General features: G+C 54.8%; 25 protein-coding genes. 8 read left to right on the top strand and 17 right to left on the bottom strand.

Annotated elements, in window-relative coordinates; translation table 11 throughout:
• Positions 1 to 15: 15 nt before the first annotated feature.
• The 3 genes from AB3N39_RS01500 (at position 16) to AB3N39_RS01490 (ending at position 1,262) form a co-directional block, all read left to right on the top strand.
• Positions 16 to 498: a ribonuclease domain-containing protein gene (locus AB3N39_RS01500; RefSeq protein WP_115876917.1), complete on the top strand. Its 483-nt coding sequence runs from the start codon at positions 16 to 18 to the stop codon at positions 496 to 498.
• Between the two features lie 65 nt (positions 499 to 563).
• Positions 564 to 971 carry a hypothetical protein gene (locus AB3N39_RS01495; RefSeq protein ID WP_115876918.1) on the top strand — a complete coding sequence of 136 codons (408 nt, stop codon included), beginning with the start codon at positions 564 to 566 and terminating at the stop codon, positions 969 to 971.
• Positions 972 to 1,262: a hypothetical protein gene (locus tag AB3N39_RS01490; protein WP_111967849.1), complete on the top strand. Its 291-nt coding sequence runs from the start codon at positions 972 to 974 to the stop codon at positions 1,260 to 1,262.
• A gap of 80 nt (positions 1,263 to 1,342) precedes the next feature.
• Here AB3N39_RS01490 and AB3N39_RS01485 read toward each other — a convergent pair whose 3' ends face one another.
• Complete coding sequence (locus tag AB3N39_RS01485; RefSeq protein ID WP_240741472.1) at positions 1,343 to 1,936, bottom strand: response regulator transcription factor; 594 nt, start codon at positions 1,934 to 1,936, stop codon at positions 1,343 to 1,345.
• Positions 1,937 to 2,240: 304 nt separating this feature from the next.
• On the opposite strand from AB3N39_RS01485, the gene AB3N39_RS01480 reads away from it, so the two are divergent.
• Positions 2,241 to 3,383 carry an ENY2 family protein gene (locus tag AB3N39_RS01480; RefSeq protein WP_254208642.1) on the top strand — a complete coding sequence of 381 codons (1,143 nt, stop codon included), beginning with the start codon at positions 2,241 to 2,243 and terminating at the stop codon, positions 3,381 to 3,383.
• A 51-nt stretch (positions 3,384 to 3,434) separates the two neighbouring features.
• Here AB3N39_RS01480 and alr read toward each other — a convergent pair whose 3' ends face one another.
• Entirely contained in the window at positions 3,435 to 4,514 is a 1,080-nt protein-coding gene (gene alr / locus AB3N39_RS01475; protein WP_136196008.1) for an alanine racemase, read from the bottom strand.
• Between the two features lie 16 nt (positions 4,515 to 4,530).
• Positions 4,531 to 5,943, bottom strand: a complete 1,413-nt coding sequence (dnaB, locus tag AB3N39_RS01470; protein WP_023310046.1) for a replicative DNA helicase — start codon at positions 5,941 to 5,943, stop codon at positions 4,531 to 4,533.
• Positions 5,944 to 6,009: 66 nt separating this feature from the next.
• Between dnaB and AB3N39_RS01465 the strand changes: the two genes are divergently transcribed.
• A complete protein-coding gene (locus tag AB3N39_RS01465; protein ID WP_133293585.1) occupies positions 6,010 to 6,993 on the top strand; it encodes a quinone oxidoreductase in 984 nt (327 codons plus the stop codon).
• A gap of 184 nt (positions 6,994 to 7,177) precedes the next feature.
• Here AB3N39_RS01465 and pspG read toward each other — a convergent pair whose 3' ends face one another.
• The 4 genes from pspG to AB3N39_RS01445 all read right to left on the bottom strand — a co-directional run bounded on the left by pspG (position 7,178) and on the right by AB3N39_RS01445 (position 10,606).
• Positions 7,178 to 7,420 (bottom strand): envelope stress response protein PspG, encoded by a 243-nt coding sequence (gene pspG / locus AB3N39_RS01460; protein ID WP_111964222.1) that lies wholly within the window; start codon positions 7,418 to 7,420, stop codon positions 7,178 to 7,180.
• A 136-nt stretch (positions 7,421 to 7,556) separates the two neighbouring features.
• Positions 7,557 to 8,552, bottom strand: coding sequence for a tRNA dihydrouridine(20/20a) synthase DusA (gene dusA / locus AB3N39_RS01455; RefSeq protein WP_136196007.1), 996 nt, complete (start codon positions 8,550 to 8,552; stop codon positions 7,557 to 7,559).
• Positions 8,553 to 8,634: 82 nt separating this feature from the next.
• Complete coding sequence (locus AB3N39_RS01450; RefSeq protein ID WP_115876924.1) at positions 8,635 to 9,945, bottom strand: conjugal transfer protein TraF; 1,311 nt, start codon at positions 9,943 to 9,945, stop codon at positions 8,635 to 8,637.
• A 172-nt stretch (positions 9,946 to 10,117) separates the two neighbouring features.
• The gene (locus AB3N39_RS01445) at positions 10,118 to 10,606 is read right to left on the bottom strand and encodes a cupin domain-containing protein (protein WP_115876925.1); all 489 of its coding nucleotides are present in this window, start codon (positions 10,604 to 10,606) and stop codon (positions 10,118 to 10,120) included.
• Between the two features lie 115 nt (positions 10,607 to 10,721).
• Between AB3N39_RS01445 and zur the strand changes: the two genes are divergently transcribed.
• Positions 10,722 to 11,234, top strand: coding sequence for a zinc uptake transcriptional repressor Zur (zur, locus tag AB3N39_RS01440; RefSeq protein WP_008503369.1), 513 nt, complete (start codon positions 10,722 to 10,724; stop codon positions 11,232 to 11,234).
• A gap of 47 nt (positions 11,235 to 11,281) precedes the next feature.
• Here the strand turns inward: zur and AB3N39_RS01435 are convergent, their stop codons facing one another.
• The 4 genes from AB3N39_RS01435 to AB3N39_RS01420 all read right to left on the bottom strand — a co-directional run bounded on the left by AB3N39_RS01435 (position 11,282) and on the right by AB3N39_RS01420 (position 14,097).
• Entirely contained in the window at positions 11,282 to 11,491 is a 210-nt protein-coding gene (locus AB3N39_RS01435; protein WP_024906712.1) for a CsbD family protein, read from the bottom strand.
• A 120-nt stretch (positions 11,492 to 11,611) separates the two neighbouring features.
• A complete protein-coding gene (dinF, locus tag AB3N39_RS01430; RefSeq protein ID WP_143344532.1) occupies positions 11,612 to 12,949 on the bottom strand; it encodes an MATE family efflux transporter DinF in 1,338 nt (445 codons plus the stop codon).
• Between the two features lie 62 nt (positions 12,950 to 13,011).
• Positions 13,012 to 13,620: a transcriptional repressor LexA gene (lexA, locus tag AB3N39_RS01425; RefSeq protein WP_111964211.1), complete on the bottom strand. Its 609-nt coding sequence runs from the start codon at positions 13,618 to 13,620 to the stop codon at positions 13,012 to 13,014.
• Positions 13,621 to 13,728: 108 nt separating this feature from the next.
• Positions 13,729 to 14,097, bottom strand: a complete 369-nt coding sequence (locus tag AB3N39_RS01420) for a diacylglycerol kinase (protein ID WP_111964212.1) — start codon at positions 14,095 to 14,097, stop codon at positions 13,729 to 13,731.
• 153 nt (positions 14,098 to 14,250) lie between these two features.
• Here AB3N39_RS01420 and plsB point away from each other — a divergent pair, with 153 nt between their 5' ends.
• The gene (gene plsB, locus AB3N39_RS01415) at positions 14,251 to 16,671 is read left to right on the top strand and encodes a glycerol-3-phosphate 1-O-acyltransferase PlsB (RefSeq protein ID WP_115876928.1); all 2,421 of its coding nucleotides are present in this window, start codon (positions 14,251 to 14,253) and stop codon (positions 16,669 to 16,671) included.
• Positions 16,672 to 16,787: 116 nt separating this feature from the next.
• On the opposite strand, the gene gntU is transcribed toward plsB, so the two are convergent.
• The 5 genes from gntU to AB3N39_RS01390 all read right to left on the bottom strand — a co-directional run bounded on the left by gntU (position 16,788) and on the right by AB3N39_RS01390 (position 21,739).
• A complete protein-coding gene (gene gntU, locus AB3N39_RS01410; RefSeq protein WP_023310036.1) occupies positions 16,788 to 18,128 on the bottom strand; it encodes a gluconate transporter in 1,341 nt (446 codons plus the stop codon).
• Between the two features lie 3 nt (positions 18,129 to 18,131).
• Positions 18,132 to 18,659: a gluconokinase gene (gene gntK / locus AB3N39_RS01405; RefSeq protein WP_008503362.1), complete on the bottom strand. Its 528-nt coding sequence runs from the start codon at positions 18,657 to 18,659 to the stop codon at positions 18,132 to 18,134.
• Positions 18,660 to 18,785: 126 nt separating this feature from the next.
• The gene (gene gntR / locus AB3N39_RS01400) at positions 18,786 to 19,781 is read right to left on the bottom strand and encodes a gluconate operon transcriptional repressor GntR (RefSeq protein WP_021242747.1); all 996 of its coding nucleotides are present in this window, start codon (positions 19,779 to 19,781) and stop codon (positions 18,786 to 18,788) included.
• Positions 19,782 to 19,882: 101 nt separating this feature from the next.
• Positions 19,883 to 20,578, bottom strand: coding sequence for a pirin family protein (locus AB3N39_RS01395; protein ID WP_021242746.1), 696 nt, complete (start codon positions 20,576 to 20,578; stop codon positions 19,883 to 19,885).
• Positions 20,579 to 20,701: 123 nt separating this feature from the next.
• Positions 20,702 to 21,739 carry an oxidoreductase gene (locus AB3N39_RS01390; RefSeq protein ID WP_367897014.1) on the bottom strand — a complete coding sequence of 346 codons (1,038 nt, stop codon included), beginning with the start codon at positions 21,737 to 21,739 and terminating at the stop codon, positions 20,702 to 20,704.
• Positions 21,740 to 21,995: 256 nt separating this feature from the next.
• On the opposite strand from AB3N39_RS01390, the gene yhhY reads away from it, so the two are divergent.
• Entirely contained in the window at positions 21,996 to 22,484 is a 489-nt protein-coding gene (yhhY, locus tag AB3N39_RS01385) for an N-acetyltransferase (RefSeq protein WP_021242744.1), read from the top strand.
• A gap of 86 nt (positions 22,485 to 22,570) precedes the next feature.
• On the opposite strand, the gene ggt is transcribed toward yhhY, so the two are convergent.
• Positions 22,571 to 24,316: a gamma-glutamyltransferase gene (gene ggt, locus AB3N39_RS01380; RefSeq protein WP_172621899.1), complete on the bottom strand. Its 1,746-nt coding sequence runs from the start codon at positions 24,314 to 24,316 to the stop codon at positions 22,571 to 22,573.
• Positions 24,317 to 24,327 lie beyond the last annotated feature (11 nt).

The following is a 24,327-nucleotide window of genomic DNA, read 5'->3' as shown; positions in this document are numbered from 1 at the left end:
CGACAGGAAAAACACATGAAATCATTATCCATAGTGCAAATGGCCGTTCTTTCTGCTTCCTTATTCGCCGTTTTACAGGCTACTGCCGCCATGCCAACCTGCGAAGATGAAATAAAGGAAGTTAACGCCTTTTTATCTTCTCAGGGTGTACCGCCCGTCAATAATGTGACCGAGCTGGCGACAACCCTTCGCCATATAAAAAATTTTGGCCGCCTGCCCGACCGCTATATCACGTCGGAAGAAGCCAAACGCCTCGGCTGGTCGGGGAGTGAAAGCGAGTCACTTTGGGGGTTGAAACTCACTCATCAAAAATGGATCGGAGGCGACAAATACAGCCATAGCGCTCTTCCTGCCGATCAGCCCTGGCTTAGCGCGGATGTGGATGTCGTAAAGGGCTATCGCTCTCCTGAACGTTTGATTTACAGCCTGTCAGGGCAACAGCGCTTTATCACTACCGATAAGTATCAGCATATTGTTGAGCTGGATCCCTGCCAATAATAAGCGCCCGTTACGATAATAAATCCCCTTTTTCGAGGGGGTTTATCCTTGCAGAGGATGAATGTATGTCTGACATCTATCTCCCGACCCTCATCAGCGAAGCCTTGCTGGCATTTTCAGGCTTATTTGGCGGCGTCAGTATTTCGTTTTTCTGGCAACCGCAGCGGCTGCATCAGCACAGCCGATTTATGGCAGGCATTATTTTTGGCGGAATCAGCATGGGTGCGGCCGTCGCATTAGGTGGCTTATCAGCCCGCTGGTTAAAGATAGACCTTAACCAGGCCGATATCACGCTTGGTTTAGGTTATATCCTCGGGGCAATGAGTAATGGTCTGATCGTCTGGCTGGCAAACTTTTTCCGCCGGCACGAACAGCGCGATATTTTTGATGTCGCCAGCGTCATCAAAAGCAAAGTCAGGCACGAGTCACTTTCTCCGCCTGATTTAACCCATAACAATCCCGATGGAGAGTAAATGCTTAACATAATGAATGGCTGGGTTCTTCCCTTTATTATCCTCGTCGACCTTGTCACCTCGCTGCTCATTTTGTTTGCAGCCTATAGTCGAAGAGTCCATGCTCTGCCGGTAATGTGTAAAGTCGGCTTAGCTGCCCTCGCCTTTGGCTTTTTTGGTGAGAGCAGTTTAAACATGAAATTTATCCTTACTGGGGCTGATATACTGAGTGACAGTTTTCCCTTCTGGCTATTGCAGGACTTTGGAACTCTGGTGGTCGTGATATACTATTTCAAATCTCAGTATCATTAAAAAAAGCGCGACAGTATTCTGCCTGTCGCGCTTTTCACTAAACATAGTTTGATACCAATCCTGCGTCTTACAAAAACGGCCTAATTGCCCATATATTTAAAATAGAGCATTGCAGCCTGTGTTCGATTGTTGACCTGCAATCGGTGAAAAATGGATTCCAGATGTACTTTGACCGTACCAGCACTGATATTCAGTTGTCTGCTGATCTGCTTATTTGTTCCTCCATTCGCCAGCAGCTTGAGCACTTCCTTCTGCCGACGACTCAGAGTATGAATCGGTAAACCGCCAGTGGGTTGTTCTCGCTGAATCACGGCCTGCTCCGGAAAGCAGACCACACCCGAGGAAACCATGCTAAGTATCTGGCTGATTTTCTCGGCGGGAAGATCCTTAGTAAAAATGCCCTTAATGCTTTGACGAATGTAGAAGTTGAATATCTTATCCGTCGTTTTTCGTAACATTACCACGATCGGTAGCTCAGGCCAGTTTGACATCAAATTTGTGATAAAATCACGGCATTTCATTTCACCATCCAGCAAAATAATGCTGACTGGCATAGAGGTTAAAATTGCGTGTGCATCTTCAAAGTTGTTCGCTGAAAAAACAGTGCATTCCGGCATTACGCGTTCCAGCTCTGTTTTCATACCGTGAATGAAGATCGGTAATTCATCGATCATTAATATGTTCATTGTAGCATAACCCCGTGTGAAATCTATTTTCTTAGATTATTCAACTAACTTATTCCGAAATTAAGTATGCGTGCTATTGCAGAACTGTAAAAACAGCATTCGGCATAAGGCAAATGTCATATGCCTAAGCACAAAGTTAAGCAGTGCTACACATTAAACATAGCCATATTTAATTAAGAACGAACTTATCGCTATCAAAAATACCCTGGGCTTAATAGCATATTTCTCGAAATATTGCCGACACGTATTATTTAACCGCACGCGTGCCATCCACCTACATATTAATATTTCAATGAGGTCATTTATGACAATACTAACAGTGTATTTCTGTGGTACTGGTTCTAATAAGTTTGATGAGTCTCATGCTAATTACTGGAACGGCGAGCTCATTTCTTCTCTGGCCGCCAATAACAAGGGTAAAGAGTTCGCCGAATGGGTCATTCTTGATGGCCCGGGAAGCGGTAATCTTCAAAGCGATGAACTTTGGGTCAAAAGCGGAGAATATTCTCAGCTTCGGGCCCAGCTTCTGGGCAGCGGCTGGAATGAGAATGTTAAGCACGCGATCAATATTATTAAAGGGCACGTTGACTGGCAGCGAGAAAAGCTCACAAAAGAGAACTATGAGCAGCTCAAAAAGGCGGGCGTGCCGATTCAGGACGTTGAGGTTACCGGATCGTTTTGGTGGCGCAAGTATGATTATGGTGACCGTAAAGTGACCCAGCAGGCGCTGCAGCAGCAAATTATTAAAACCTTCCGTCAGGGCCAGATTCTGCCCACTCAGGTGAACCTTGTGGGATGGAGCCGGGGCGGAATTAGCTGCCATATGCTTGCGAATGCGATGCTGGCCGATCCCCTTTTGACGACTATTCCGGTGAATATTTTTGCTGTCGATCCGGTTCCGGGAATGGGTAATTTCCAGCCGGAAAAAGTCACTCTGGGCAGCAACGTGAAGGAGTATGTGGCTTTCTATGCCCGACACGAGCGTTCAAAAGGTTTCTCGTGCGTCATTCCACAGACCGATAGCACGACAAAGGTACATATTTATCCTATGTCTGGTCGTCACGCTACGCTGGTGGGAAATGCGTCGGCTAATGGGAATAGCGGGGAAAAAGTGGTGCATGAACCGGGCACGATCGTGCGTCATTTTGCCGAAGTTTGCCTGCAAAGATGGGGGGTCACGCTGGATAAAAAGCTCAATCTTGATGGTGTGCAGCTGCTGGAATTGCATCAGGTCATTCAGCGTAACGCTCCGCTGTTCGCCGAAATGCAGAAAACGGTGTACACCATTTCGGAAAACGATGGGGGAGAACGCTATGTCTCACTGGGCAACACAGGAAAACGCTTCTCATCCATTCAGGGCGCGCGCTTCAGTCCAGAGTCAGGGCTGGCGTCAGATTATTTAACGAATCAGGCGATTTATAACGTGTTGAAATAAGCGTTACTTGTCCAACGGCAACGTATGCCGTTGGACTGTTACGTACACGTTTCAGTCGACGTACTTCATCGCCACCCGAGACGTCAGGCGGGTAATAAGTTCGTAAGCACTCACTTTAGTAATTTCAGCAATACGTTCAACGGGTAAACCTTCCCCCCACATCACCACATCGTCGCCGGGTTTATCCTGCGCTTCTGGCCCCAGATCGACGCAAATCATGTCCATCGCCACGCGACCAACGATCTTCACCTCGCGACCGTTGACGAGAACCGGCGTACCCGACGGCGCGGCACGGGGATAACCGTCGCCATAGCCCATCGCCACCACGCCAAGGCGGGTATCACGCTCGCTGGTCCAGGTACCGCCGTAGCCCACCGGCTCACCCGCTTTATGGTCACGCACGGCAATCAGGTTAGAGACCAGCGACATGACCGGCTGGAAGCCAAAATCCGGCCCCCAGGGCTTGTTCTCCAGCGGTGATACGCCGTAAAGAATGATGCCCGGTCGCGCCCAGTCGAAGTGCGACTGCGGCCACAGCAGGATCCCGCCGGAAGCTGCGATCGAGCGCATCCCCGGCTTGCCTTCGCAGAAGGTATTAAAGATATCCAGCTGCCGCTCGGTTGCACCGCACTCGGGCTCATCGGCACGGGCGAAGTGGCTGACAATATTCACCGGCTGGCGCACGTTTTTGCACCGGCATAGACGCTGGTAAAACGCTTCCGCGCTTTCCGGACGCACGCCCAGACGGTGCATGCCCGTGTCTAGCTTCATCCAGACGGTCACCGGCTCGCTCAGCTCGGCGGTTTCAAGTGCGGCCAGCTGTTCTTCATTGTGTACCGCCGTGTGCAGATGCTGGTCAGCAATGGTTGGCAGATCGCTGGCTTCGAAAAAACCTTCGAGGAGAAGAATCGGTTGGGTAATCCCCCCCGCGCGCAGGCGGAGGGCTTCTTCAAGACGGGCGACGCCAAAGGCATCGGCATCGGGGAGCGTTCGCGCGGTCTCAAGAAGACCGTGTCCGTAAGCGTTCGCTTTCACGACTGCAACGAGCTTGCTGGCAGGCGCCAGTTGACGCAGACGTTGCAGGTTGTGTCGCAGAGCGCGGCGGTTAATAACAACAGTTGCCGCTTGCATTTGAATTCCTTAGAAATTACTCATCATCATATTGAGGACCGGCATAGTTGTCGAAACGCGACCACTGTCCGTTAAAGGTCAGACGCACCGTTCCGATTGGGCCGTTACGTTGTTTACCAATAATAATTTCGGCGATCCCTTTCAGGTCGCTGTTCTCGTGATAAACCTCATCACGGTAGATAAACATGATTAAGTCGGCATCCTGCTCGATGGAGCCGGATTCACGCAGGTCGGAGTTGACCGGGCGCTTGTCGGCGCGTTGTTCCAGGGAGCGGTTCAGCTGCGACAGCGCGACCACCGGCACGTGCAGCTCTTTGGCTAACGCCTTGAGCGAGCGGGAAATCTCCGCAATCTCCAGCGTACGGTTGTCTGAAAGCGACGGAACGCGCATCAGCTGAAGGTAGTCGATCATGATGAGGCCGATGCCGCCGTGTTCACGGGCGATACGGCGCGCGCGGGAGCGCACTTCCGTCGGCGTCAGGCCGGAAGAGTCATCGATATAGATGTTACGTTTTTCCAGCAGAATGCCCATGGTGCCGGAGATGCGCGCCCAGTCCTCATCGTCAAGCTGGCCGGTACGAATGCGGGTCTGATCCACACGCGACAGCGACGCCAGAGAACGCATCATAATCTGCTCGGAGGGCATCTCAAGACTGAAGATAAGCACCGGCTTATCCTGCAACATCGCCGCATTTTCGACGAGGTTCATCGCAAAAGTGGTTTTACCCATCGACGGACGCGCGGCGACGATAATCAAATCCGACGGCTGAAGGCCGGCGGTTTTCTTGTTCAAATCATCATAGCCGGTATTCACTCCGGTGACGCCATCGTGCGGCTGCTGGAACAGCTGTTCGATACGGGCGACGGTGGCGTCGAGCACATCGGCGATATTTTTTGGGCCTTCGTCTTTGTTGGCGCGGCTTTCGGCGATTTTGAAGACGCGGGACTCGGCAAGGTCGAGCAGGTCTTCACTGGTGCGACCCTGCGGATCAAAACCCGCTTCGGCGATCTCGTTCGCCACCGAGATCATCTCGCGGACGACGGCACGTTCGCGCACGATATCGGCATAAGCGCTGATGTTCGCCGCACTAGGCGTGTTTTTTGACAGTTCTGCCAGATAGGCAAACCCACCGCAGCTGTCGAGCTGACCAAGACGCTCCAGTGATTCTGCGAGCGTGATCAGATCAATCGGGCTGCCCGACTCCTGCAGACGCGCCATTTCAGTAAAGATGTGGCGGTGCGGGCGGGTGTAGAAATCTTCCGCCACGACGCGCTCGGCGACGTCGTCCCAGCGCTCGTTATCCAGCATTAAACCGCCCAACACCGACTGTTCCGCTTCAATCGAGTGCGGCGGGACCTTTAACCCTGCGACCTGGAAATCACGCTCGCGAGGTTCAGTCTGTTTGTTGAAGGGTTTGTTTCCTGCCATAGTGAATGGAGTTACCGAGATAAAGAGTGGGTCGAAAGATTACCATATTTTTCTTATGGAGGGAGCATGGCAACGCGCATTGAATTCCAGAAACACGGTGGGCCAGACGTACTCAAAGCGGTGGAGTTCACCCCCACCGCGCCTGGCGAAAACGAAGTGCAGGTTGAAAACAAAGCCATAGGCATAAACTACATCGACACCTATATTCGCGGCGGGCTCTACCCGCCTCCGTCAATGCCGAGCGGCCTCGGCACCGAGGCAGCCGGCGTCGTCGTCAAAGTGGGCAGCGCGGTTAAGCATATTAAAGAGGGCGACCGCGTGGTATATGCGCAGTCTGCGCTGGGCGCTTACAGCTCCGTCCACAACGTTCCGGCGGATAAAGCCGCCCTGCTGCCTAACGCTATCTCCTTCGAACAGGCGGCGGCCTCGTTCCTGAAAGGCTTAACCGTTTACTACCTGCTGCGTAAAACCTATGAAATTAAACCCGACGAGCAGTTCCTGTTTCATGCCGCGGCGGGCGGCGTCGGGCTCATCGCCTGTCAGTGGGCAAAAGCCCTGGGCGCAAAACTGATCGGCACCGTGGGCAATGCCCAAAAAGCGCAGCGCGCGCTGCAGGCGGGCGCCTGGCAGGTGATTAACTATCGTGAAGAGAGCATTGTCGAACGGCTGAAGGAGATCACCAGCGGCAAAAAGGTGCGCGTCGTGTATGACTCGGTTGGGAAAGACACCTGGGAAGCGTCGCTGGACTGTCTGCAGCGTCGTGGGCTGATGGTGAGCTTCGGCAATGCGTCAGGCGCTGTCACCGGCGTGAATCTCGGTATTCTGAATCAGAAAGGTTCGCTATACGTCACGCGCCCTTCCCTGCAGGGCTACATCACCAACCGGGAAGAACTTGAGGAAGCCAGCAACGAGCTGTTCTCGCTGATCGCCAGCGGTGTCATCAAAGTGGACGTGGCAGATGCGCAGAAATTCGCGCTGACCGATGCGCAGCGCGCGCATGAGGTGCTGGAGAGCCGGGCGACGCAGGGGTCGAGCCTGTTGATTCCCTGAGCCCCAAAAAGAAATTGGGCTTCCCGTGGGAAGCCCTTTCTTTTTTTAGTTCGGCTGTATGTAGGGTACAGCACGATGAATTCTTTAACGGCAGTCATAGTGACAGATTCGATAAGTAAATCCTATTCTGTTCTAAGCCATGCTGCCGGAAAAGTTACAACTATGTGACGAACCCCTCAATACCTTAGTAACGGAAGCGGTTATTGCGCTGATAACCGGGCACTTTTGGCGATTTAATCGACCGAATCACCCACACCACAGCAACGGCCAGCAGTAACCACGGCAGCAGTTTGATCGTCAGCGCAAACAGTCCGCCAATAAACATGACCACCGTCGCCACCACGATAGCCGCCAGAATGCCGAGCAACGAAACGCCTGTCGCTAACAGCATGACAAAAAAGCCAATCACAAAAAGTAGTTCCAGCATGGTGCTCTCCCACGAGTTCCCGAGTAATGCATTAAGCATTACAAGATCCATGCCAAAGCTAACGTTTTGTTCTTAAAGCAAAACGCCCCGCGAGAACTCGCAGGGCGTGGTGAATTTGACGAACTTTTAGCGAAAGTTATCGCTTGTCTGCCACCAGTCGCAGCGCATGTTCCAGCACCTCAATATCGGCTCCGGCTTTATGCGCATTCTCGCTCAGGTAGCGGCGCCACTGACGCGCGCCCGGTATACCCTGGAACAGACCCAGCATATGGCGGGTGATATGGCCGAGATACGTACCGTTGCTCAGCTCGCGCTCAATATAAGGATACATCGCCCGCACGACGGCAACCGGATCGGTGTCTGCGCCTTCAATGCCAAAGATTTCGCGATCGACCGTCGCCAGAATGCCTGGGTTCTGGTACGCCTCGCGGCCGACCATCACGCCATCCATATGCGCCAGATGCGCTTTGGCCTCTTCCAGCGACTTAATGCCGCCGTTGATCGACATCGTCAGGTGCGGGAAGTCACGCTTCAGTTGATACACGCGCGGGTAGTCCAGCGGCGGGATCTCACGGTTCTCTTTCGGGCTCAGGCCGGAGAGCCAGGCTTTTCGCGCGTGGATGATGAACATCTCGCATTCGCCCTTTCCGGAGACCGTATCGATGAAGTTGCACAGGAATTCGTAGCTGTCCTGGTCGTCAATCCCGATACGGGTTTTGACCGTCACCGGAATGGAAACGACGTCGCGCATCGCCTTGATACAGTCCGCTACCAGCTGCGCGTTCCCCATCAGGCAGGCACCGAACATACCGTTTTGCACACGGTCGGACGGGCAGCCAACGTTCAGGTTGATCTCGTCGTAGCCGCGCGCTTCCGCCAGCTTCGCACACTGCGCCAGCGCGGCCGGATCGCTGCCGCCCAGCTGCAGGGCAACCGGATGCTCTTCCTCACTGTAGGCCAGATAGTCGCCCTTCCCGTGAATAATTGCGCCCGTGGTCACCATTTCGGTGTACAGCAGCGTATGGCGGGAGAGCTGGCGCAGGAAATAGCGGCAGTGTCTGTCCGTCCAGTCGAGCATCGGCGCAATGGAGAAACGGTGTGCGGGGAAAGCGGTCTGTGATTCTGACGACATGGCGAAGTTTTAAGCATCTGGTGGAAAAGGGGCGCTACTATAGCACAAAGAAAAGCCGGAGGCGCAGCGCCTCCGGTTGACTTTAGAACGTCATGCTCAGCTGAGCCCCTGCGCCCCAGGTTTCATCTTCACCGTACAGGCCCATCAGGTCAACATGCACGGTGCTAAACGGCGCGAAACCGACACCGCCGGTAAAGACATTGCTGTCGTTACCCTTCACGTCTGCACGATAACCCGCACGGACCGCCAGCCAGCTCAGCGGCGTCACCTCGGCACCGACACCCACGTACTGCGACGTATCTTCGCTCTTGAAGCCTTTGGTTTCGGTCAGATCGCCATCGGCGGTCAGCGTCACCAGGTCGTTGTGCCAGGCGGCACCGGCGGTTACCAGCGGGCGGATCTGATAGGTGTCTTTATAGCTCACCACTTCTCCCGTACGGCCATTGCGGATACGGATATCTTTGGTGTCGATATCGCGCGACATCAGGTTTTGTCCGCTCACGCCAACGGTCCAGTGTTCGCCGAAATCGGCCGCAATACCGGCATCCACGTTGAAGCCCGTATCGTCAGTACGGTAGCGGCTGTCGTTCCACTTGTTACTGTCGTAATCGTAGATTGACGTGGTGTAGTTATAGACCCAGGTTTTTTGCAGCTTTGGCGTCACGCCCACGGAAACAGGGACGCCGCCGAGGTCAAACTGGCGGGCAACGGCAACACCATAGTCGGAGACAATCGCTGCCCGGCCAGACGCGGTTGAGTTGAGGTTTTTAGTGATCTGATCCGTGCCGTTCAGCGCAGCGTCCAGGGCAACACCGGCAGCCACCACATTACTGCGTTGAATACCGCGCAGATAATCAATATCCTGCTGATCGATAGACGAGCTCACCCGGCCATGGGCATAGCCTTTCGCCATGAAGGCTACCGAAAGGACATCGTTAGGGATACTCACCGCAAGCCCTGCACCAGCCGTTGCGCGTGCGGTTTTGCCTTTGAGATAGTCCAGCTCATCGGCCAGATCTTTGGCCGCGCCCTGGAATTGATTAATGGAACCTAATGGATTGGTGATAATTTCTCTTGGCGTGAGATTATCAACCACATCCTTGTAGTGATTGATTTTGTCGTTGATGGTATCAATCTCGTCCTGAAGATTGTCCTCATCCGTTACCTGTACGCCAACGGACGGCAAAATGACCGTCACATCATCGTCAGGTTTTGCCTTTGCCAGCAGCGCGGGGTTGATTAATGCCCCACTGCCATAGCTCCCGGAGGCAACGCCAGTGCCACCCATTGCGTCGCTTCGTGATTCTGTCCAGGTATTGGCTGCTCCCGCCTGATTTGCCATAAACAAGGAAACAGCGATACTAACCACCGAAAATTTAAAATTTTTTTTCACAGTATGCCCGTTATAGTCTGTTATGAAATAACCCCTGTCTGTTATCACCCAAACAGGAACGAACTATTGCTGTGAATAAGTAGTAAAAGACCCGCTATTTCTATCCCTAAGTAAAACTCCCTTACGGCCTGTTATATTTTGTGACGGCCCTCAATATTTATAGAAGAGGAAATTATTTTTTCCCAGGTTTTCCATCATGCGGTCCAAAAAACTGGGGCGGGTGGTCTACCCAGCGATCCTCTCGGGTAGCGGCATAAACCGGGTTAAGCGGATAGTATATGCGGTTATGCTTCTTGTTAGCCTCGCCAACGACCAGGAGCCGAACCTCGTCGTCCGTGTTGTTGATAAAGGTATGACAGATGCCGGTACCGGCGGGAAAACCTACGCTGTCGCCAGGCTCCAGCTTCCACAAGTAGCCATTAATCCAGGCGTCAGGGTGGCCTTCAAGCACGTAAATAAACTCTTCTTCGTCGCTCTCCGCATGCGGATAGGACGTCCTGCGCCCAGGCGGCAGGCGCTCATGATGGATACCAATACGCCCGAGCCCAAGCTTTCGAGCCAACGGGGCGCCGATAGAAAAAAGCTCATCGCTATCTGGATAGGTCGAATCATCCGCGACTTCTACGTCGCGCCAGTGCCGAATACAGTCAGGTTTTTTCATTGTTTATTTCCCGGTTTGTAATGGGTCAGGTATAGCACAGACTGGTGGATCTCGGCGTTTTTACCAGAACATGATAAAGTGAGGGTTTTCCGTCCTATAACATCCGGGGTGCTACATGGATAAGTCCACAAAAGAGCTGTTAGCGCAGGCCGAAAAGCTGTGTGCGCAACGCAATGTGCGCCTGACTCCGCAGCGCCTTGAAGTATTACGCCTGATGAGCCTGCAGCAGGGTGCCATCAGCGCCTACGATCTGCTCGACCTGCTCCGCGAAAGCGAGCCGCAGGCAAAGCCGCCGACGGTCTATCGCGCTCTGGATTTCCTGCTTGAACAAGGGTTCGTGCACAAGGTGGAATCCACCAACAGCTATGTGCTGTGCCATCTGTTCGATCAGCCCACCCACACATCGGCTATGTTTATCTGTGACCGCTGCGGCGTGGTGAAAGAAGAGGCTGCGGAAGGCGTGGAAGACATTATGCATACGCTGGCAGCGAAAATGGGGTTTGCCCTGCGTCATAACGTGATTGAGGCGCACGGGCTCTGTTCCGCGTGCGTGGAGGTGGAAGCCTGTCGCCATCAGGACGCGTGTCAGCACGACCACTCTATCCTGGTGAAGAAAAAGCCGCGTTAACGGCAAAAGAAAAGGCGGCCTGGAGCCGCCCTGTGGGTTATTCAGCGTTACCAGCGGTAGTCGTTACGGGTTTCCCAGTCTTTGACTTCGTTTTCCGCCTGATCTTTCGCGTAGCCGTAACGTTCCTGAATTTTACCGACAAGCTGATCGCGTTTACCTTCAATGACGGTCATATCGTCATCAGTCAGCTTACCCCACTTTTCTTTCGCTTTACCTTTGAACTGCTTCCAGTTGCCGCCGATTTCGTCTTTATTCATCATCGTGTCCTCTTAGTTAAGCGTCGGGTCGTAACGTCCGTTACGTTCTTTTCTGCTGGACGTGATAATTATTGTAGTTAAGGATTCCGTAGTTAATTTCATATTCGGAATCTTTAACCGTCACGATATATCGTGGCGCGAAGAGAACCAGGTATCGTTTTGCCAGTGGCGGTGCCAGATAAACGCCAGCGATAACCCGCGCAGCGAGAGGAAGACGGCCAGGGCCAGCCACAAACCGTGATTACCCAGCCAGGGAAGCGTTAGCAGCGTCAGACCAAACCCTGCCGCCGCGACCGCCATGCTGTTGCGCATTTCCGCTCCGCGCGTCGCACCAATAAACATGCCGTCCAGCAGATAACACCAGACGCCGACCACCGGTAAGATGACTTGCCAGAGGAGATAGTGACTCGCCAACTCGCGCAGAGCAGGTATAGACGTCAGCAATGCAACGATCTGCTCACCAAAGCAGGCGTAAACCAGACCAAAGGCCAGCGCCACCAGTCCCGACTGACGGCAGGCTGCCCGCCAGACATCCCGAAGCTGCCCGCTTTCTCGCGCACCGTACGCCTGCCCGGAATGCGCTTCAACCGCGTAGGCAAAACCGTCCAGCGCATAGGCGGTAAAGGTCAGAAGCGTCATCAATATCGCGTTGACCGCCACGATTTCTGGCCCCAGTCGAGCCCCGAAAACCGTCAGCGCGCCGAAGCAGAGCTGAAGAAGCAGCGAGCGCAGCATGATGTCACGGTTGAGGGCCAGCAGCTTACGGATATTGCCGCGCCATGCGGTTTTGAGCAGCGCCAGTGAGATCCCGCGCATCGACAGCACGCGCCAGACCATCCACAAGCCAATGATAAAGGTCCCGTATTCGGCAATCGCCGTCGCTAGCGCCGCGCCCCGCACGTTCATATGCAGGCCCATCACCAGCCAGATATCCAGCACAATGTTGAGAAGGTTGCCCACCACCAGCAAAATCACTGGCGCCCGGGCATACTGAACGCCCAGTAGCCACCCCAGCAGAACCAGGTTAGCCAGCGACGCTGGCGCGCTGAGCCACCGGATTTCAAGGAAACGTCGCGCCTGATCCAGTACCGCCTCGCTGCCGCCAACGATATGAAGCGCAAGATCGATCAGGGGTGTCCGCAATACAACGATTAATGCACCCGCGCCAAGCGCGAGTATCAGCGGCTGCACCAGCGCGCGCGCCAGACGCAGCGGATCTTTCGCACCATAAGCCTGTGCGGTAAGACCGGTGGTGCTCATGCGTAAAAAGAGCAACAGCATAAACAGGAAGCTGGTTGCCGTCGCGCCAATCGCCACGCCGCCAAGATAAACTGATGAATCAAGATGGCCTATAACGGCAGTATCAACCAGTCCCAGTAAAGGCACGGTAATATTGGAGAAAATCATCGGCAGGGCAAGACGCCACAATGCCTTATCTGATGCCGTCAGTAGTGACATGCGAAATACCGGGAAAGGTAGATGAACAGGCTACAGCGGAAGCGTAGCCTGTCAGGAAGAGATTACAGCCATTCACCGTTACGAATCACGCCTACTGCCAGACCTTCGATAGAGAAGTTCTGTTCGCGGAGATCGACCACAATTGGGGTGAACTCGTTGTTTTCAGGCAGCAACTGAACGGTGTTACCCTGTTTTTTCAGACGTTTGACGGTGACTTCATCGTCAATGCGCGCGACAACCACCTGGCCGTTACGCACATCCTGCGTTTTATGTACCGCAAGCAGATCGCCGTCAAGAATACCGATGTCTTTCATCGACATGCCGCTAACGCGCAGCAGAAAATCAGCGCTCGGCTTGAACATGGCTGGATCGACCTGGTAATGACCTTCAATATGCTGCTGTGCCAGTAAAGGCTCACCGGCAGCAACACGACCTACCAGCGGAATGCCCGTCTCTTCTTCTACTAGCAGTCGGATACCGCGTGACGCGCCTGATACAATCTCAATCACGCCTTTACGCGCCAGCGCTTTCAGGTGTTCTTCGGCAGCATTCGGAGAACGGAAACCCAGACGCTGCGCGATTTCCGCACGCGTAGGTGGCATACCCGTCTGGCCGATATGATCCCGGATGAGATCAAACACCTCTTGCTGCCTGGTCGTTAACGCTTTCATTCCGCCCCCTGGGTGTATATACAGTTATGCTGTGAGTATATACAGTCAAAGGCGATTTTGGAACCAAAAACTGCACAAAAAACCAGGGACTTAATTATTCCTCGAGGCTCATCGGAAATGTGACCAAAGCAGCGTGACCCAGGTGATAACGGCAGTGATAATCGCCAGTAACACGGCAGCAGATCCCATGTCTTTTGCGCGGCCAGAAAGCTCATGGAAATCGGAACCGATGCGATCCACAACGGCCTCAATAGCGCTATTAAGAATTTCCACTATCATCACCAGAAGTACGGAACCGATAAGAAGTACGCGGGTAATAGCATCAACATCAAGGAAACAGGCGACGATCACCGCGATGATAGCGGCGACGCCCTCCTGGCGAAACGCGGCCTCGTTGGCCCATGCGGCACGGAAACCTTTCCATGAATAGCCGGCGGCTTTGATGATACGTGTTAACCCAGTGGTATTATTGGCCATTAAAAGAACCTTTTTAAAAAAGAGCGTCAGTAACAGGAGCCGTAGCGCGTTTCGCTACAGCCTGAAGTATGACGGGTAACAACAGAAATTTTGCGCGCTTTCTGTTATCCTTGCGCCGCAATTGCATTATTAACCAGAGGCTTTACATCGTTTATGTCCGGCTGGCCACGAATTTACTACAAATTACTTAATTTACCATTAAGCATCCTGGTAAAAAGCAAGTCTATCCCAGCAGAACCCGCGCTGGAACTGGGGCTCGATACGTCGCGTCCCATTATGTACGTTTTGCCTTATAACTCGAAGGCTGACTTACTGACGCTTCGCGCCCAGTGTCTGGCGCATGACTTACCAGATCCGCTTGAACCGCTGGAAGTTGACGGTACGCTGCTGCCGCGCTACGTGTTCATCCACGGCGGGCCGCGCGTGTTTACCTATTACACGCCGAAAGAAGAGTCCATCAAGCTGTTCCATGACTATCTCGACCTGCACCGCAGCAACCCCGATCTGGATGTGCAGATGGTGCCGGTATCGGTGATGTTTGGTCGTCGTCCGGGCCGCGAAAAAGGTGAAGAGAACCCGCCGCTGCGCATGCTTAACGGCATCCAGAAGTTCTTTGCGGTCTCCTGGCTGGGACGCGACAGCTTTGTACGTTTCTCCCCTTCCGTTTCGCTGCGTCGCATGGCGGACGAGCACGGCACCGACAAGATCATCGCGCAAAAACTGGCGCGCGTAGCGCGTATGCACTTCGCTCGTCAGCGCCTCGCTGCCGTAGGGCCACGCCTCCCGGCGCGTCAGGATCTGTTCAACAAGCTGCTGGCTTCCAAAGCGATTGCCCGCGCCGTTGAAGATGAAGCGCGCAGCAAGAAAATTTCGCATGAGAAAGCTCAGCAGAACGCCATTGCGCTGATGGAAGAGATTGCAGCGAACTTCTCTTACGAGATGATTCGCCTTTCCGATCGTATCCTCGGCTTTACGTGGAACCGCCTCTATCAGGGCATCAACGTCCATAACGCCGAGCGCGTGCGTCAGCTGGCGCATGATGGCCATGAGATTGTCTATGTCCCCTGCCACCGCAGCCACATGGACTACCTGCTCCTTTCCTACGTGCTCTATCATCAGGGGCTGGTACCGCCGCACATTGCTGCCGGTATCAACCTGAATTTCTGGCCAGCAGGTCCGATTTTCCGCCGCCTGGGCGCGTTCTTTATTCGTCGTACCTTCAAGGGTAACAAGCTCTACTCCACCGTGTTCCGCGAGTATCTGGGCGAGCTGTTCAGCCGCGGCTATTCCGTGGAGTACTTCGTGGAGGGCGGGCGTTCCCGTACCGGTCGTCTGCTCGATCCGAAGACCGGCACGCTGTCGATGACCATCCAGGCCATGCTGCGCGGAGGTACCCGTCCGATCACGCTGGTGCCTATCTACATCGGCTACGAGCACGTGATGGAAGTGGGCACGTACGCGAAAGAGCTGCGTGGCGCGACCAAAGAGAAAGAGAGCCTGCCGCAGATGCTGCGCGGCTTGAGCAAGTTGCGCAATCTTGGTCAGGGCTACGTGAACTTCGGCGAGCCGATGCCGCTGATGACGTACCTGAACCATCACGTTCCGGAGTGGCGCGAGTCCATCGATCCTATCGAAGCGGTGCGTCCGGCCTGGCTGACGCCAACGGTTAACGGCATCGCGTCCGAGCTGATGGTGCGCATTAACAACGCCGGTGCGGCTAACGCCATGAACCTGTGCTGTACGGCGCTTCTGGCTTCGCGCCAGCGCTCGCTGACCCGTGAACAGCTCACAGAGCAGCTGGATTGCTATCTGGATATGATGCGTAACGTGCCGTATTCGGTTGATTCGACCGTACCTTCTGCGACCGCCAGTGAGCTTATCGATCACGCGCTTCAGATGAACAAGTTTGAAGTCGAAAAGGACACGATCGGCGACATCATCATTCTGCCGCGCGAGCAGGCGGTGCTGATGACCTACTACCGCAACAACATCACGCATATGCTGATGCTGCCGTCGCTCATGGCCGCCATTATTACCCAGCATCGTCATATCTCCCGTCAGGAGCTATTGCGCCATCTTGAGACCATCTATCCGATGCTGAAAGCGGAGCTGTTCCTGCGCTGGAGTAAGGATGAGCTGGCGACAGAACTGGATAAGATGACGGAAGAGATGCGTCGCCAGGGGCTGATCGCCGTTTCAAACGACGAGCTGCACATCAATCCGTCACGCTCCCGTACCCTGCAGCTGCTGGCGGCCGGTGCGCGTGAAACGCTGCAGCGCTACGCCATTACGTTCTGGCTGCTGAGTGCGAACCCGTCCATCAACCGCGGTACGCTGGAGAAAGAAAGCCGGACGCTGGCCCAGCGCCTGTCCGTTCTGCACGGCATTAACGCCCCTGAATTCTTCGACAAAGCAGTCTTTAGTTCTCTGGTACTGACGCTGCGTGATGAAGGCTTCATCAGCGATACAGGCGATGCCGAGCCGGAAGAGACGCTGAAGGTTTACCAGATGCTCGCAGAGCTGATTACCTCGGACGTGCGCTTGACGATTGAGAGCGCCACGCAGGGCGAGTGATGTTAAAAAGCCGGGTGATGGTTTCACCTGACCCGGCCTGACGTTCTGCATAATAAAAGGCCCGGTAAGCGTTAACGCTACCGGGCCTTTTTTTCTGCCTTGTTAAATCATTGCATTTAGCTGAGCAGCGTAAAGGCAATCATCCCGACAATCGCACCCGTCGTGCCGAGTATGGTTTCCATCAGCGTCCAGGTTTTCAGGGTTTGCGCTTCGGTGGCGCCGGTAAACTTACCGAACAGCCAGAAGCCGGCGTCGTTAACGTGAGAGACCACAATCGAACCGCCCGCGATACAGATAGAGAGCGCGGCCATCTGGGCACCGGAGTAGTTCAGCTGTTCAATCACCGGCATCACCAGACCCACGGCGGTTAAACACGCCACGGTGGCGGAACCCTGAATGATACGAACCGCCGCAGCCAACACAAAACAGGTTACCGCAATCGGCAGGCCCATCCCGGTCAGCGCTTCACCCAGAGCCGGGCCCACGCCGGAATCCACCAGCACCTGCTTGAACACGCCGCCGGCACCGATCACCAGCAGGATAATGCCCGCAGGCTGCAGCGCCGCACCGCAAATCTCCATCACCCGGTCTTTCGGCATCCCCTGACGCATCGCCAGGCCGTAAATCGCCACCAGACAGGCCACCAGGATCGCCGTAAATGGGTGACCGATGAACTCGAACCATTCGTAGGCGCTGGAACCCACCGGCACAAAGCGCGCGGCGATGGTTTTCAGACCCACCAGAACCAGCGGCAGCAGGATCAGCGACAGGCTGAAGCCGAAGGACGGCATTTTGCCCTCGCCCAGGTGCGGCTCGGTGACGTCATCCGGAATATGCAGCTCAACGTAACGGCTGATGAAGTTGCCCCACAGCGGACCGGCGATAATCATCCCCGGGATTGCCGCGCACAGGCCAATCAGGATCATCCAGCCAAAGTCGGCGTGCATCTGGGAGGCAAGCAGCATCGGCGCAGGCCCCGGCAGCAGAAACGCCGCAGCCGCCGCCACCCCCGCAAACAGCGGAATGACCAGCTTCACGAGGTTAGTACCAGTATGGCGCGCCATGGAGAATGCGACGCTTATCAGCAGCACAACGGCCACTTCGAAGAACAGCGGCAGCGCGCAAATCAGCCCTGCCAGGCCAATCGCGTAGTGCGCACGGCTGTGGCCAAAGGATTTCAGCATCTTCACTGCAATCTGGTCGACCGCGCCCGTCTCGTGCAAAATCTTGCCAAACATCGCGCCCAGCGCGACCACAATCGCCAGGAAGCCCAGCGTACCGCCCATCCCTTTTTCCATCGTCGCGGCGATCTTGTCGAGCGGCATACCGGAAAAGAGACCAGCACCAATAGAAACCACCATCAAAGCAACAAAGGCGTGCATGCGCGCCTTCATCACTAAAAACAGCAGCAGCAATACCGAACCCACTGCTGTCAAAACTAGCGTTAATGTACTCAAAACTTACTGCCTTTTATTAATGACCTCGATGGTGCTGGCAACAACACCCTCCAGTGACTGATCGATATCAACCACTAAGACGTCTTTTTCGTCTTCACCCGGCTCCTGCAGCGCTTCAAACTGCGTCACCAGCATCTGGGTTTTGAAGAAGTGACCTTTACGCGCCTTCAGGCGGCTTTCAATCACTTCGAAATCCCCTTTCAGGTAGATGAAAGAGAGATTCGGGTTGCCGTCACGCAGCAGGTCGCGGTAGGTTTTTTTCAGCGCGGAGCAGACGATCAGGGAGACTTTATTGGTACGCTGCATCGCGAACGCGGCGTCATTCAGCGCCTGCAACCACGGTTTGCGGTCGTCATCGTTCAGCGGCTCGCCGGAGGCCATTTTCATGATGTTGCTGCGCGGATGGAGGAAGTCGCCATCAAGAAACGCAGCCTGGAGTTGATGCGCCACTTCGCTGGCCACGGCTGATTTCCCGCTACCGGAAACGCCCATCAGGACGTAGACGTGGTGATCGTGATTAGTCGTGCTCAAAGGGTGTCCCTCAGTCAATTGTTACGGGTAACAGTTATCGGTAACATTGTCCTGCTGGGGCAAAAGAGAAGCAATATCCAAACGTGCGCGAAGTGAATAAGTGTGAGCTACTTCAAATTTGTCAGTTCAAATAGATCCACCCGGTGACAAGGTGAAACCTAAATCTAACATTTTCGGGGTAACCGTCTCGCCACGAATGCGCGCCAGCAGGCGTTCTGCGCCAATGCGGCCCATACGTTCACGCGGCGTCAGGACGCTCGCCAGACGCGGCTCCATCACCTGACCGATGTCATGGCCGTGGAAACCAGCGATCGCCATATCATCAGGGATCTTCAGCCCCAGACGCTGGCACTCAAACGCTGCGCCGACCGCAAGGTCATCGTTGGTACAAAAAATACCGTCCAGTTGCGGATACTCGCGTCGCGCCTGACGCATCAGCTCAATACCCGACGTATAGGAAGAGGACTGCTCCACCATCACGCTGTACGGGGTTAAGTTCGCGTCGAGCATCGCCTGCTCGTATCCCTTCTGTTTGATGATAGTACGTTCATCAAGACGCGCACCCAGATAGGCGATATGACGATGCCCGCGGGCGATAATGGCCGCCGTCATCTGGCGCGCCGCTTCGAAGTTATCAAAGCCGACGGCGATGTCGAGGCACGGCGACTGGCTGTCCATCAGCTCCACGACCGGAATACCGGCCACTTCAATCATTTTGAGCGTGCGGGCAGTGTGGGTTCGTTCGGTTAAAATCAGGCCGTCAATGTTCCAGGAAAGCATCGACTCAAGACGTTCCTCTTCGAGTTCCGGCTTGTACCCGTAGTGGGCGAGCATGGTCTGGTAGCCAAACGCATCGGTGACGCTTTCTATTCCACGTAATACTTCGGCGAAAACCTGGTTGGTCAAAGAAGGAAGCAGAACGCCCACCGCGCGGCTGGTCGCATTGGAGAGAATATCGGGCGCGCGGTTGGGGATATAACCCAGTTCATCAAGGGCAGCGGCAATCTTGCCACGTAACGCTACGGAAACCTGTTCCGGGTTACGTAAAAAACGGCTGACCGTCATTTTGGTCACACCGACGCGATCGGCGACATCCTGAAGTACGGGGCGTTTCTTTTTCATCGTCCTGAGAAATCTTGAAGTGATAGATTTGCTCAGTTTACCACGGACAAAGCCCATCCTTCCCCTGTCAAAGGGAAGGATGGGGATTTATTTATGTTTTATTACACCGGCGGCAGGTCAAACAGCAGAATTTCGCTTTCGCTGTCGGCGTGCACGGAGATCGCCTGCTCGTCCCAGATGGCCAGACCATCGGCGGTTGTCGCTTTGGTCCCGTTGATGGACACGTCACCTTTCACCACCTGGATCCAGACGCGGCGGTTAGCGGCAATCTGATGCACGGACTGTTCATCTTTCGCCAGCGCCCAGCGGTACAGCTCCATATCCTGATGCACTTTCAGGGAACCTTCACGCGCATCCGGGGACAGCACCAGCTGTTTGCCTTGTTTCGCGTCGAAGCGGCGCTGCTCGTAGCGCGGCGTGATGCCGGTCTCTTCTGGAATGATCCAGATTTGATACAGGTGCAGTTTTTCCGTTTTGCTCGGGTTGTACTCGGAGTGACGCACCCCGGTACCCGCGCTCATAATCTGGAACTCGCCCGCCGGAACCTGCTCTTTGTTGCCCATGCTGTCCTGGTGCTCAACCGCGCCTTCCAGCACATAGGTAAGGATTTCCATGTCTTTGTGCGGGTGGGTACCGAAGCCCTGGCCTGCATCAATCACGTCGTCGTTAATCACGCGCAGCGCGGAGAAGCCCATGAAGTTCGGGTCGTAGTAGTCGGCAAACGAGAATGAATGCCATGAGTCCAGCCAGCCATGATTCGCGTGACCACGTTCGTTTGCTTTGCGTAAGTAGATCATTGTTTTCACCCTCAGTTCGTTTCGATGGAGTAAGTGTGGACGCAAACGGCCTGGGATCATAGAGGGTGAAAATTGACTCCTCTGTTCAAAAATTGTGAACAAGTTCAGAGGAGCCGTTTTTGCTTATTTCGCGAGGGTTATCGTGGCAGGAGAAGCCTGTTCGAAGGCCCGCTCAAGGATTTCGAGGTTGGTCAGAACGTCAGATTCCTTGACGTAATTCGCCGTGCCGTTTGTGAGGGTCTCAAACAGCGCATCGTAGACGCGGCCATAGTCGCCGGTTTCCGGCTTCAGCGTTTCTTTGACCGTCATGCCCTCGTCGTTCACATACTCCAGCACGCCCACGGAATCGTCTGCGGCAAATCCCGGCTCGCCCGGCATGATATTGGCCTTCAGGCTGGTCTCCTGCTGGTCAATGCCGTACTTAATGAACGAACCCCGGGTACCGTGAACGATAAATTTCGGGTAGTCGATCTTCACCAGGAGGCTGGTTTTGACGATGGCCTTCAGGTCGCCGTAGAACAGCTGGGCTTCGAAGGTATCGTCCGGGTTGGCTTTGTTGCGCAGGCTGCGAATGTCATACGCCACGTGGTCCGGGCGGCCAAACAGGGAGATGATCTGGTCCATGGTGTGCACGCCCAGACCATAGAACGAACCATCCTGAGGCAGTCCGGGCTGCGTTTCCGCCACCGGACGGTAGTAATCGAAGTGACTTTCGATTTCCACGATGTTGCCGAGCTTGCCGCTTTCAATCGCTTTTTTCGCCGTCAGGAAGCAGCTGTCAAAGCGACGGTTCTGATACGGCGTGACGGTCAGGCCTTTGCTTTTCGCCAGCGCGAACAGCTCTTTCGCTTCGGCAATAGTCGGGGTGAACGGCTTTTCTACCAGCACGTTTTTACCCGCATTGAGCGCGCGTTTGGCATAGTCAAAATGGCTGTCGGCGTGGGTGCAGACAATCACCAGCTTCACCTGCGGGTCGTTAAGCACCTCATCGAGATCGCTGGTGAAGTGGATGCGGGAGTACTGCGGAGACTGCTCTTCCGGCTTCGCGCGGCGGCGGTAGATATGGGCCACATGCCAGGTATCTTTACGGTTGAGGACATACGGCAGGTGGTAGCGGGTGGTGCTTTTACCAAATCCAATAAATGCGCAATGTAGTGTCATGGCTCAGTCCTTTTGGAAGGTTACTGAGTCTAACCATAACAAAAAAAAAGCCAGCTAAAAGCTGGCTAAAGTAATACTGGAAGCAATGTGAGCAATGTCGTGCTTTCAGGTTCCCGTAGCGGTCTTCCTGAATGCAGAGCAATAATAATCATTCTCATTCGCACTTGTCCAATACTTTTTGCAAAAAATAGCGGTTGACTCAAATTTTAAAGTCATTGATGTTGGAAGGGACTTTTAACTGACTGAGGAACAAGGAATGAGTGAGATAGTGATACGCCATATCGAACCCAGCGATGCAGAAGCTTTACGTGACATCATGTCGCATCCTGATGTGTATCACGACACGCTACAACTCCCTCATCCTTCTATGGAAATGTGGCACGAACGCGTTGCGACAAAACCAGGCCGGCGCCATCTCGTTGCCTGTCTGGACCAGCGCGTTATTGGACATATGGCGCTGGACGTAATGGAAAACCCGCGTCGCAGCCATGTTGCCACATTCGGCATCAGCGTGGCTGCGGATATGCAGGGACGCGGCGTAGGCCGCAGGCTCATGAGCGAGATGATCAACTTGTGTGACAACTGGTTGCGCATTGAACGTATCGAACTGACGGTCTTTGCCGATAACCCCGCGGCAGTTGCCCTCTATAAAAATTTTGGTTTTGAAATCGAAGGGACCGGCAAGAAATTTGCCCTGCGCAACGGCGAATATGTGGACGCGTATTATATGGCGAGAATGAAGTAGTGATTTGCCGGGTGGCGGCTTCGCCTTACCCGGCCTACGTTCGTGCAGTTGTAGGCCCGGTAAGCGCAGCGCCACCGGGCAATACATCAATACCCCGCCGTCAAATCATCCACCGAACGCGGATCTGATGCGCCAAACAGCGCTCCGTCCGGCCCTACCATAATGCTCTGGGTGCTGCCCATCGCCTCTTTCACCGCCACCTTCTGCCCACGCTGCTCCAGCAGTTTAATGGTGTCCGGGCTAAAGCCCTTCTCGACGCGCAGCTCGTCCGGCAGCCACTGATGATGGAAGCGCGGTGCGTTGGTGGCTTCGGCGACGTTCATCCCAAAGTCGATGCTGTTCACCACCATCTGCAATACTGTGGTGATAATTCGGCTGCCGCCCGGGCTGCCGGTTACCAGCCAGGTTTTGCCCTCTTTCACCACGATTGTGGGCGACATGGACGACAGCGGACGTTTCTTCGGTCCTACCGCATTCGCATCGCCGCCGACCAGCCCGTAGACGTTCGGCACGCCCGGCTTGGCGGAGAAGTCATCCATCTCGTTGTTCAGCAGAATGCCGCTGTTGCCCGCCACAATCCCGGTGCCAAACGTGGTGTTGAGCGTATAGGTCACCGCCACCGCGTTACCGTCTTTATCCACCACCGAGAAGTGGGTGGTCTGGTTGCTTTCATACGGCGCCAGCTTGCCGGGGCGGATCTCGCTCGACGGCTTAGCCTTGTTGATGTCGATCTGATCGGCAATGGATTTGGCGTACGCCTTGTTGGTCAGCGCCTGCCACGGCACCTTCACGAAGTCCGGATCGCCGAGATATTCCGAGCGGTCGGCGTAGGCGCGTTTTTCCGCTTCCGCCATTATTTGCATGGCATCCGCGCTGCCGAAGCCGAACTTGTGCATATCGAAGTTTTCAAGAATGTTGAGGATCTGCACGATGTGAATGCCCCCGGAAGACGGCGGCGGCATGGAGAACACCTCGTAGCCGCGGTAGGTGCCGCTAATCGGCTCGCGCTCCACCGCCCTGTAGTCCGCCAGATCCGCTTTGGTGATGAGCCCGCCGTTCTTCTGCATCTCTTCCGCAATCTGGTCGGCAATCGCCCCTTTGTAGAAGGCGTCCGGACCGTGCTCCGCAATCAGCTCCAGGCTTTTAGCGAGGTTTTTTTGCACCAGCTTATCGCCCTTCTTCAGCGGCTCGCCGTCTTTCCAGAAGATGGCCTTGCTGTTTTCATGATTCGGAATGACTTCGCTGCCGTAGGTTTTGAGGTCGTCTGCCAGCGCGTCATTCACCACAAAGCCCTCCCGCGCCAGCTTGATAGCAGGCTGCACCACCTTGTTCAGCGGCATCGTGCCGTATTTTTCCAGCGCCAGCGAGAAGCCCGCAACGGTGCCCGGCGTGCCGGAGGCCAGGTGCGAGGTCAGGGATTTTTTACTGTCCGGGTTGCCCTGGTCATCGAGGAACATGTCGCGTGACGCCTGAGAAGGCGCCATTTCACGGAAGTCGATGGCGGTGGTTTTCCCGTCTTTGGTGCGCAGCATCATAAAGCCGCCGCCGCCCAGGTTCCCCGCCTGCGGGTGCGTCACCGCCAGAGCATAGCCGACGGCGACCGCCGCATCCACCGCGTTACCGCCCTGCCTGAGAATATCGACACCCACGCGGGTCGCCAGCGCATCCACCGACGCCACCATGCCGTGGGTTGCCCGCACGGGATGAAAGACATCTTCCTCCACGCCGTAAGAGACCGGAGGCGCCGCGGGCGGGTTGGCCGCCACGCTAAATGTACCGCCTGCCATCAGCGCGGCGAGGGCGACCCAGCGCAAAAACGTTGGTTTCATCATTATTGTTCTCC

The sequence above is a fragment of the Enterobacter vonholyi genome, from assembly GCF_040834095.1.
Taxonomy (GTDB): Bacteria; Pseudomonadota; Gammaproteobacteria; order Enterobacterales; family Enterobacteriaceae; genus Enterobacter; species Enterobacter vonholyi.
The sequence above is the reverse complement of the archived record's forward strand: the minus strand, read 5'-3'. Positions and strand labels throughout refer to the sequence as shown.

Coding starts and splice junctions, on each gene's coding strand:
- AB3N39_RS01500 (WP_115876917.1), top strand. CDS start 16: ATGAAATCATTATCCATAGTGCAAATGGCCGTTCTTTCTGCTTCCTTA.
- AB3N39_RS01495 (WP_115876918.1), top strand. CDS start 564: ATGTCTGACATCTATCTCCCGACCCTCATCAGCGAAGCCTTGCTGGCA.
- AB3N39_RS01490 (WP_111967849.1), top strand. CDS start 972: ATGCTTAACATAATGAATGGCTGGGTTCTTCCCTTTATTATCCTCGTC.
- AB3N39_RS01485 (WP_240741472.1), bottom strand. CDS start 1,936: ATGATCGATGAATTACCGATCTTCATTCACGGTATGAAAACAGAGCTG.
- AB3N39_RS01480 (WP_254208642.1), top strand. CDS start 2,241: ATGAGGTCATTTATGACAATACTAACAGTGTATTTCTGTGGTACTGGT.
- alr (WP_136196008.1), bottom strand. CDS start 4,514: ATGCAAGCGGCAACTGTTGTTATTAACCGCCGCGCTCTGCGACACAAC.
- dnaB (WP_023310046.1), bottom strand. CDS start 5,943: ATGGCAGGAAACAAACCCTTCAACAAACAGACTGAACCTCGCGAGCGT.
- AB3N39_RS01465 (WP_133293585.1), top strand. CDS start 6,010: ATGGCAACGCGCATTGAATTCCAGAAACACGGTGGGCCAGACGTACTC.
- pspG (WP_111964222.1), bottom strand. CDS start 7,420: ATGCTGGAACTACTTTTTGTGATTGGCTTTTTTGTCATGCTGTTAGCG.
- dusA (WP_136196007.1), bottom strand. CDS start 8,552: ATGTCGTCAGAATCACAGACCGCTTTCCCCGCACACCGTTTCTCCATT.
- AB3N39_RS01445 (WP_115876925.1), bottom strand. CDS start 10,606: ATGAAAAAACCTGACTGTATTCGGCACTGGCGCGACGTAGAAGTCGCG.
- zur (WP_008503369.1), top strand. CDS start 10,722: ATGGATAAGTCCACAAAAGAGCTGTTAGCGCAGGCCGAAAAGCTGTGT.
- AB3N39_RS01435 (WP_024906712.1), bottom strand. CDS start 11,491: ATGAATAAAGACGAAATCGGCGGCAACTGGAAGCAGTTCAAAGGTAAA.
- dinF (WP_143344532.1), bottom strand. CDS start 12,949: ATGTCACTACTGACGGCATCAGATAAGGCATTGTGGCGTCTTGCCCTG.
- lexA (WP_111964211.1), bottom strand. CDS start 13,620: ATGAAAGCGTTAACGACCAGGCAGCAAGAGGTGTTTGATCTCATCCGG.
- AB3N39_RS01420 (WP_111964212.1), bottom strand. CDS start 14,097: ATGGCCAATAATACCACTGGGTTAACACGTATCATCAAAGCCGCCGGC.
- plsB (WP_115876928.1), top strand. CDS start 14,251: ATGTCCGGCTGGCCACGAATTTACTACAAATTACTTAATTTACCATTA.
- gntR (WP_021242747.1), bottom strand. CDS start 19,781: ATGAAAAAGAAACGCCCCGTACTTCAGGATGTCGCCGATCGCGTCGGT.
- AB3N39_RS01395 (WP_021242746.1), bottom strand. CDS start 20,578: ATGATCTACTTACGCAAAGCAAACGAACGTGGTCACGCGAATCATGGC.
- AB3N39_RS01390 (WP_367897014.1), bottom strand. CDS start 21,739: ATGACACTACATTGCGCATTTATTGGATTTGGTAAAAGCACCACCCGC.
- yhhY (WP_021242744.1), top strand. CDS start 21,996: ATGAGTGAGATAGTGATACGCCATATCGAACCCAGCGATGCAGAAGCT.
- ggt (WP_172621899.1), bottom strand. CDS start 24,316: ATGATGAAACCAACGTTTTTGCGCTGGGTCGCCCTCGCCGCGCTGATG.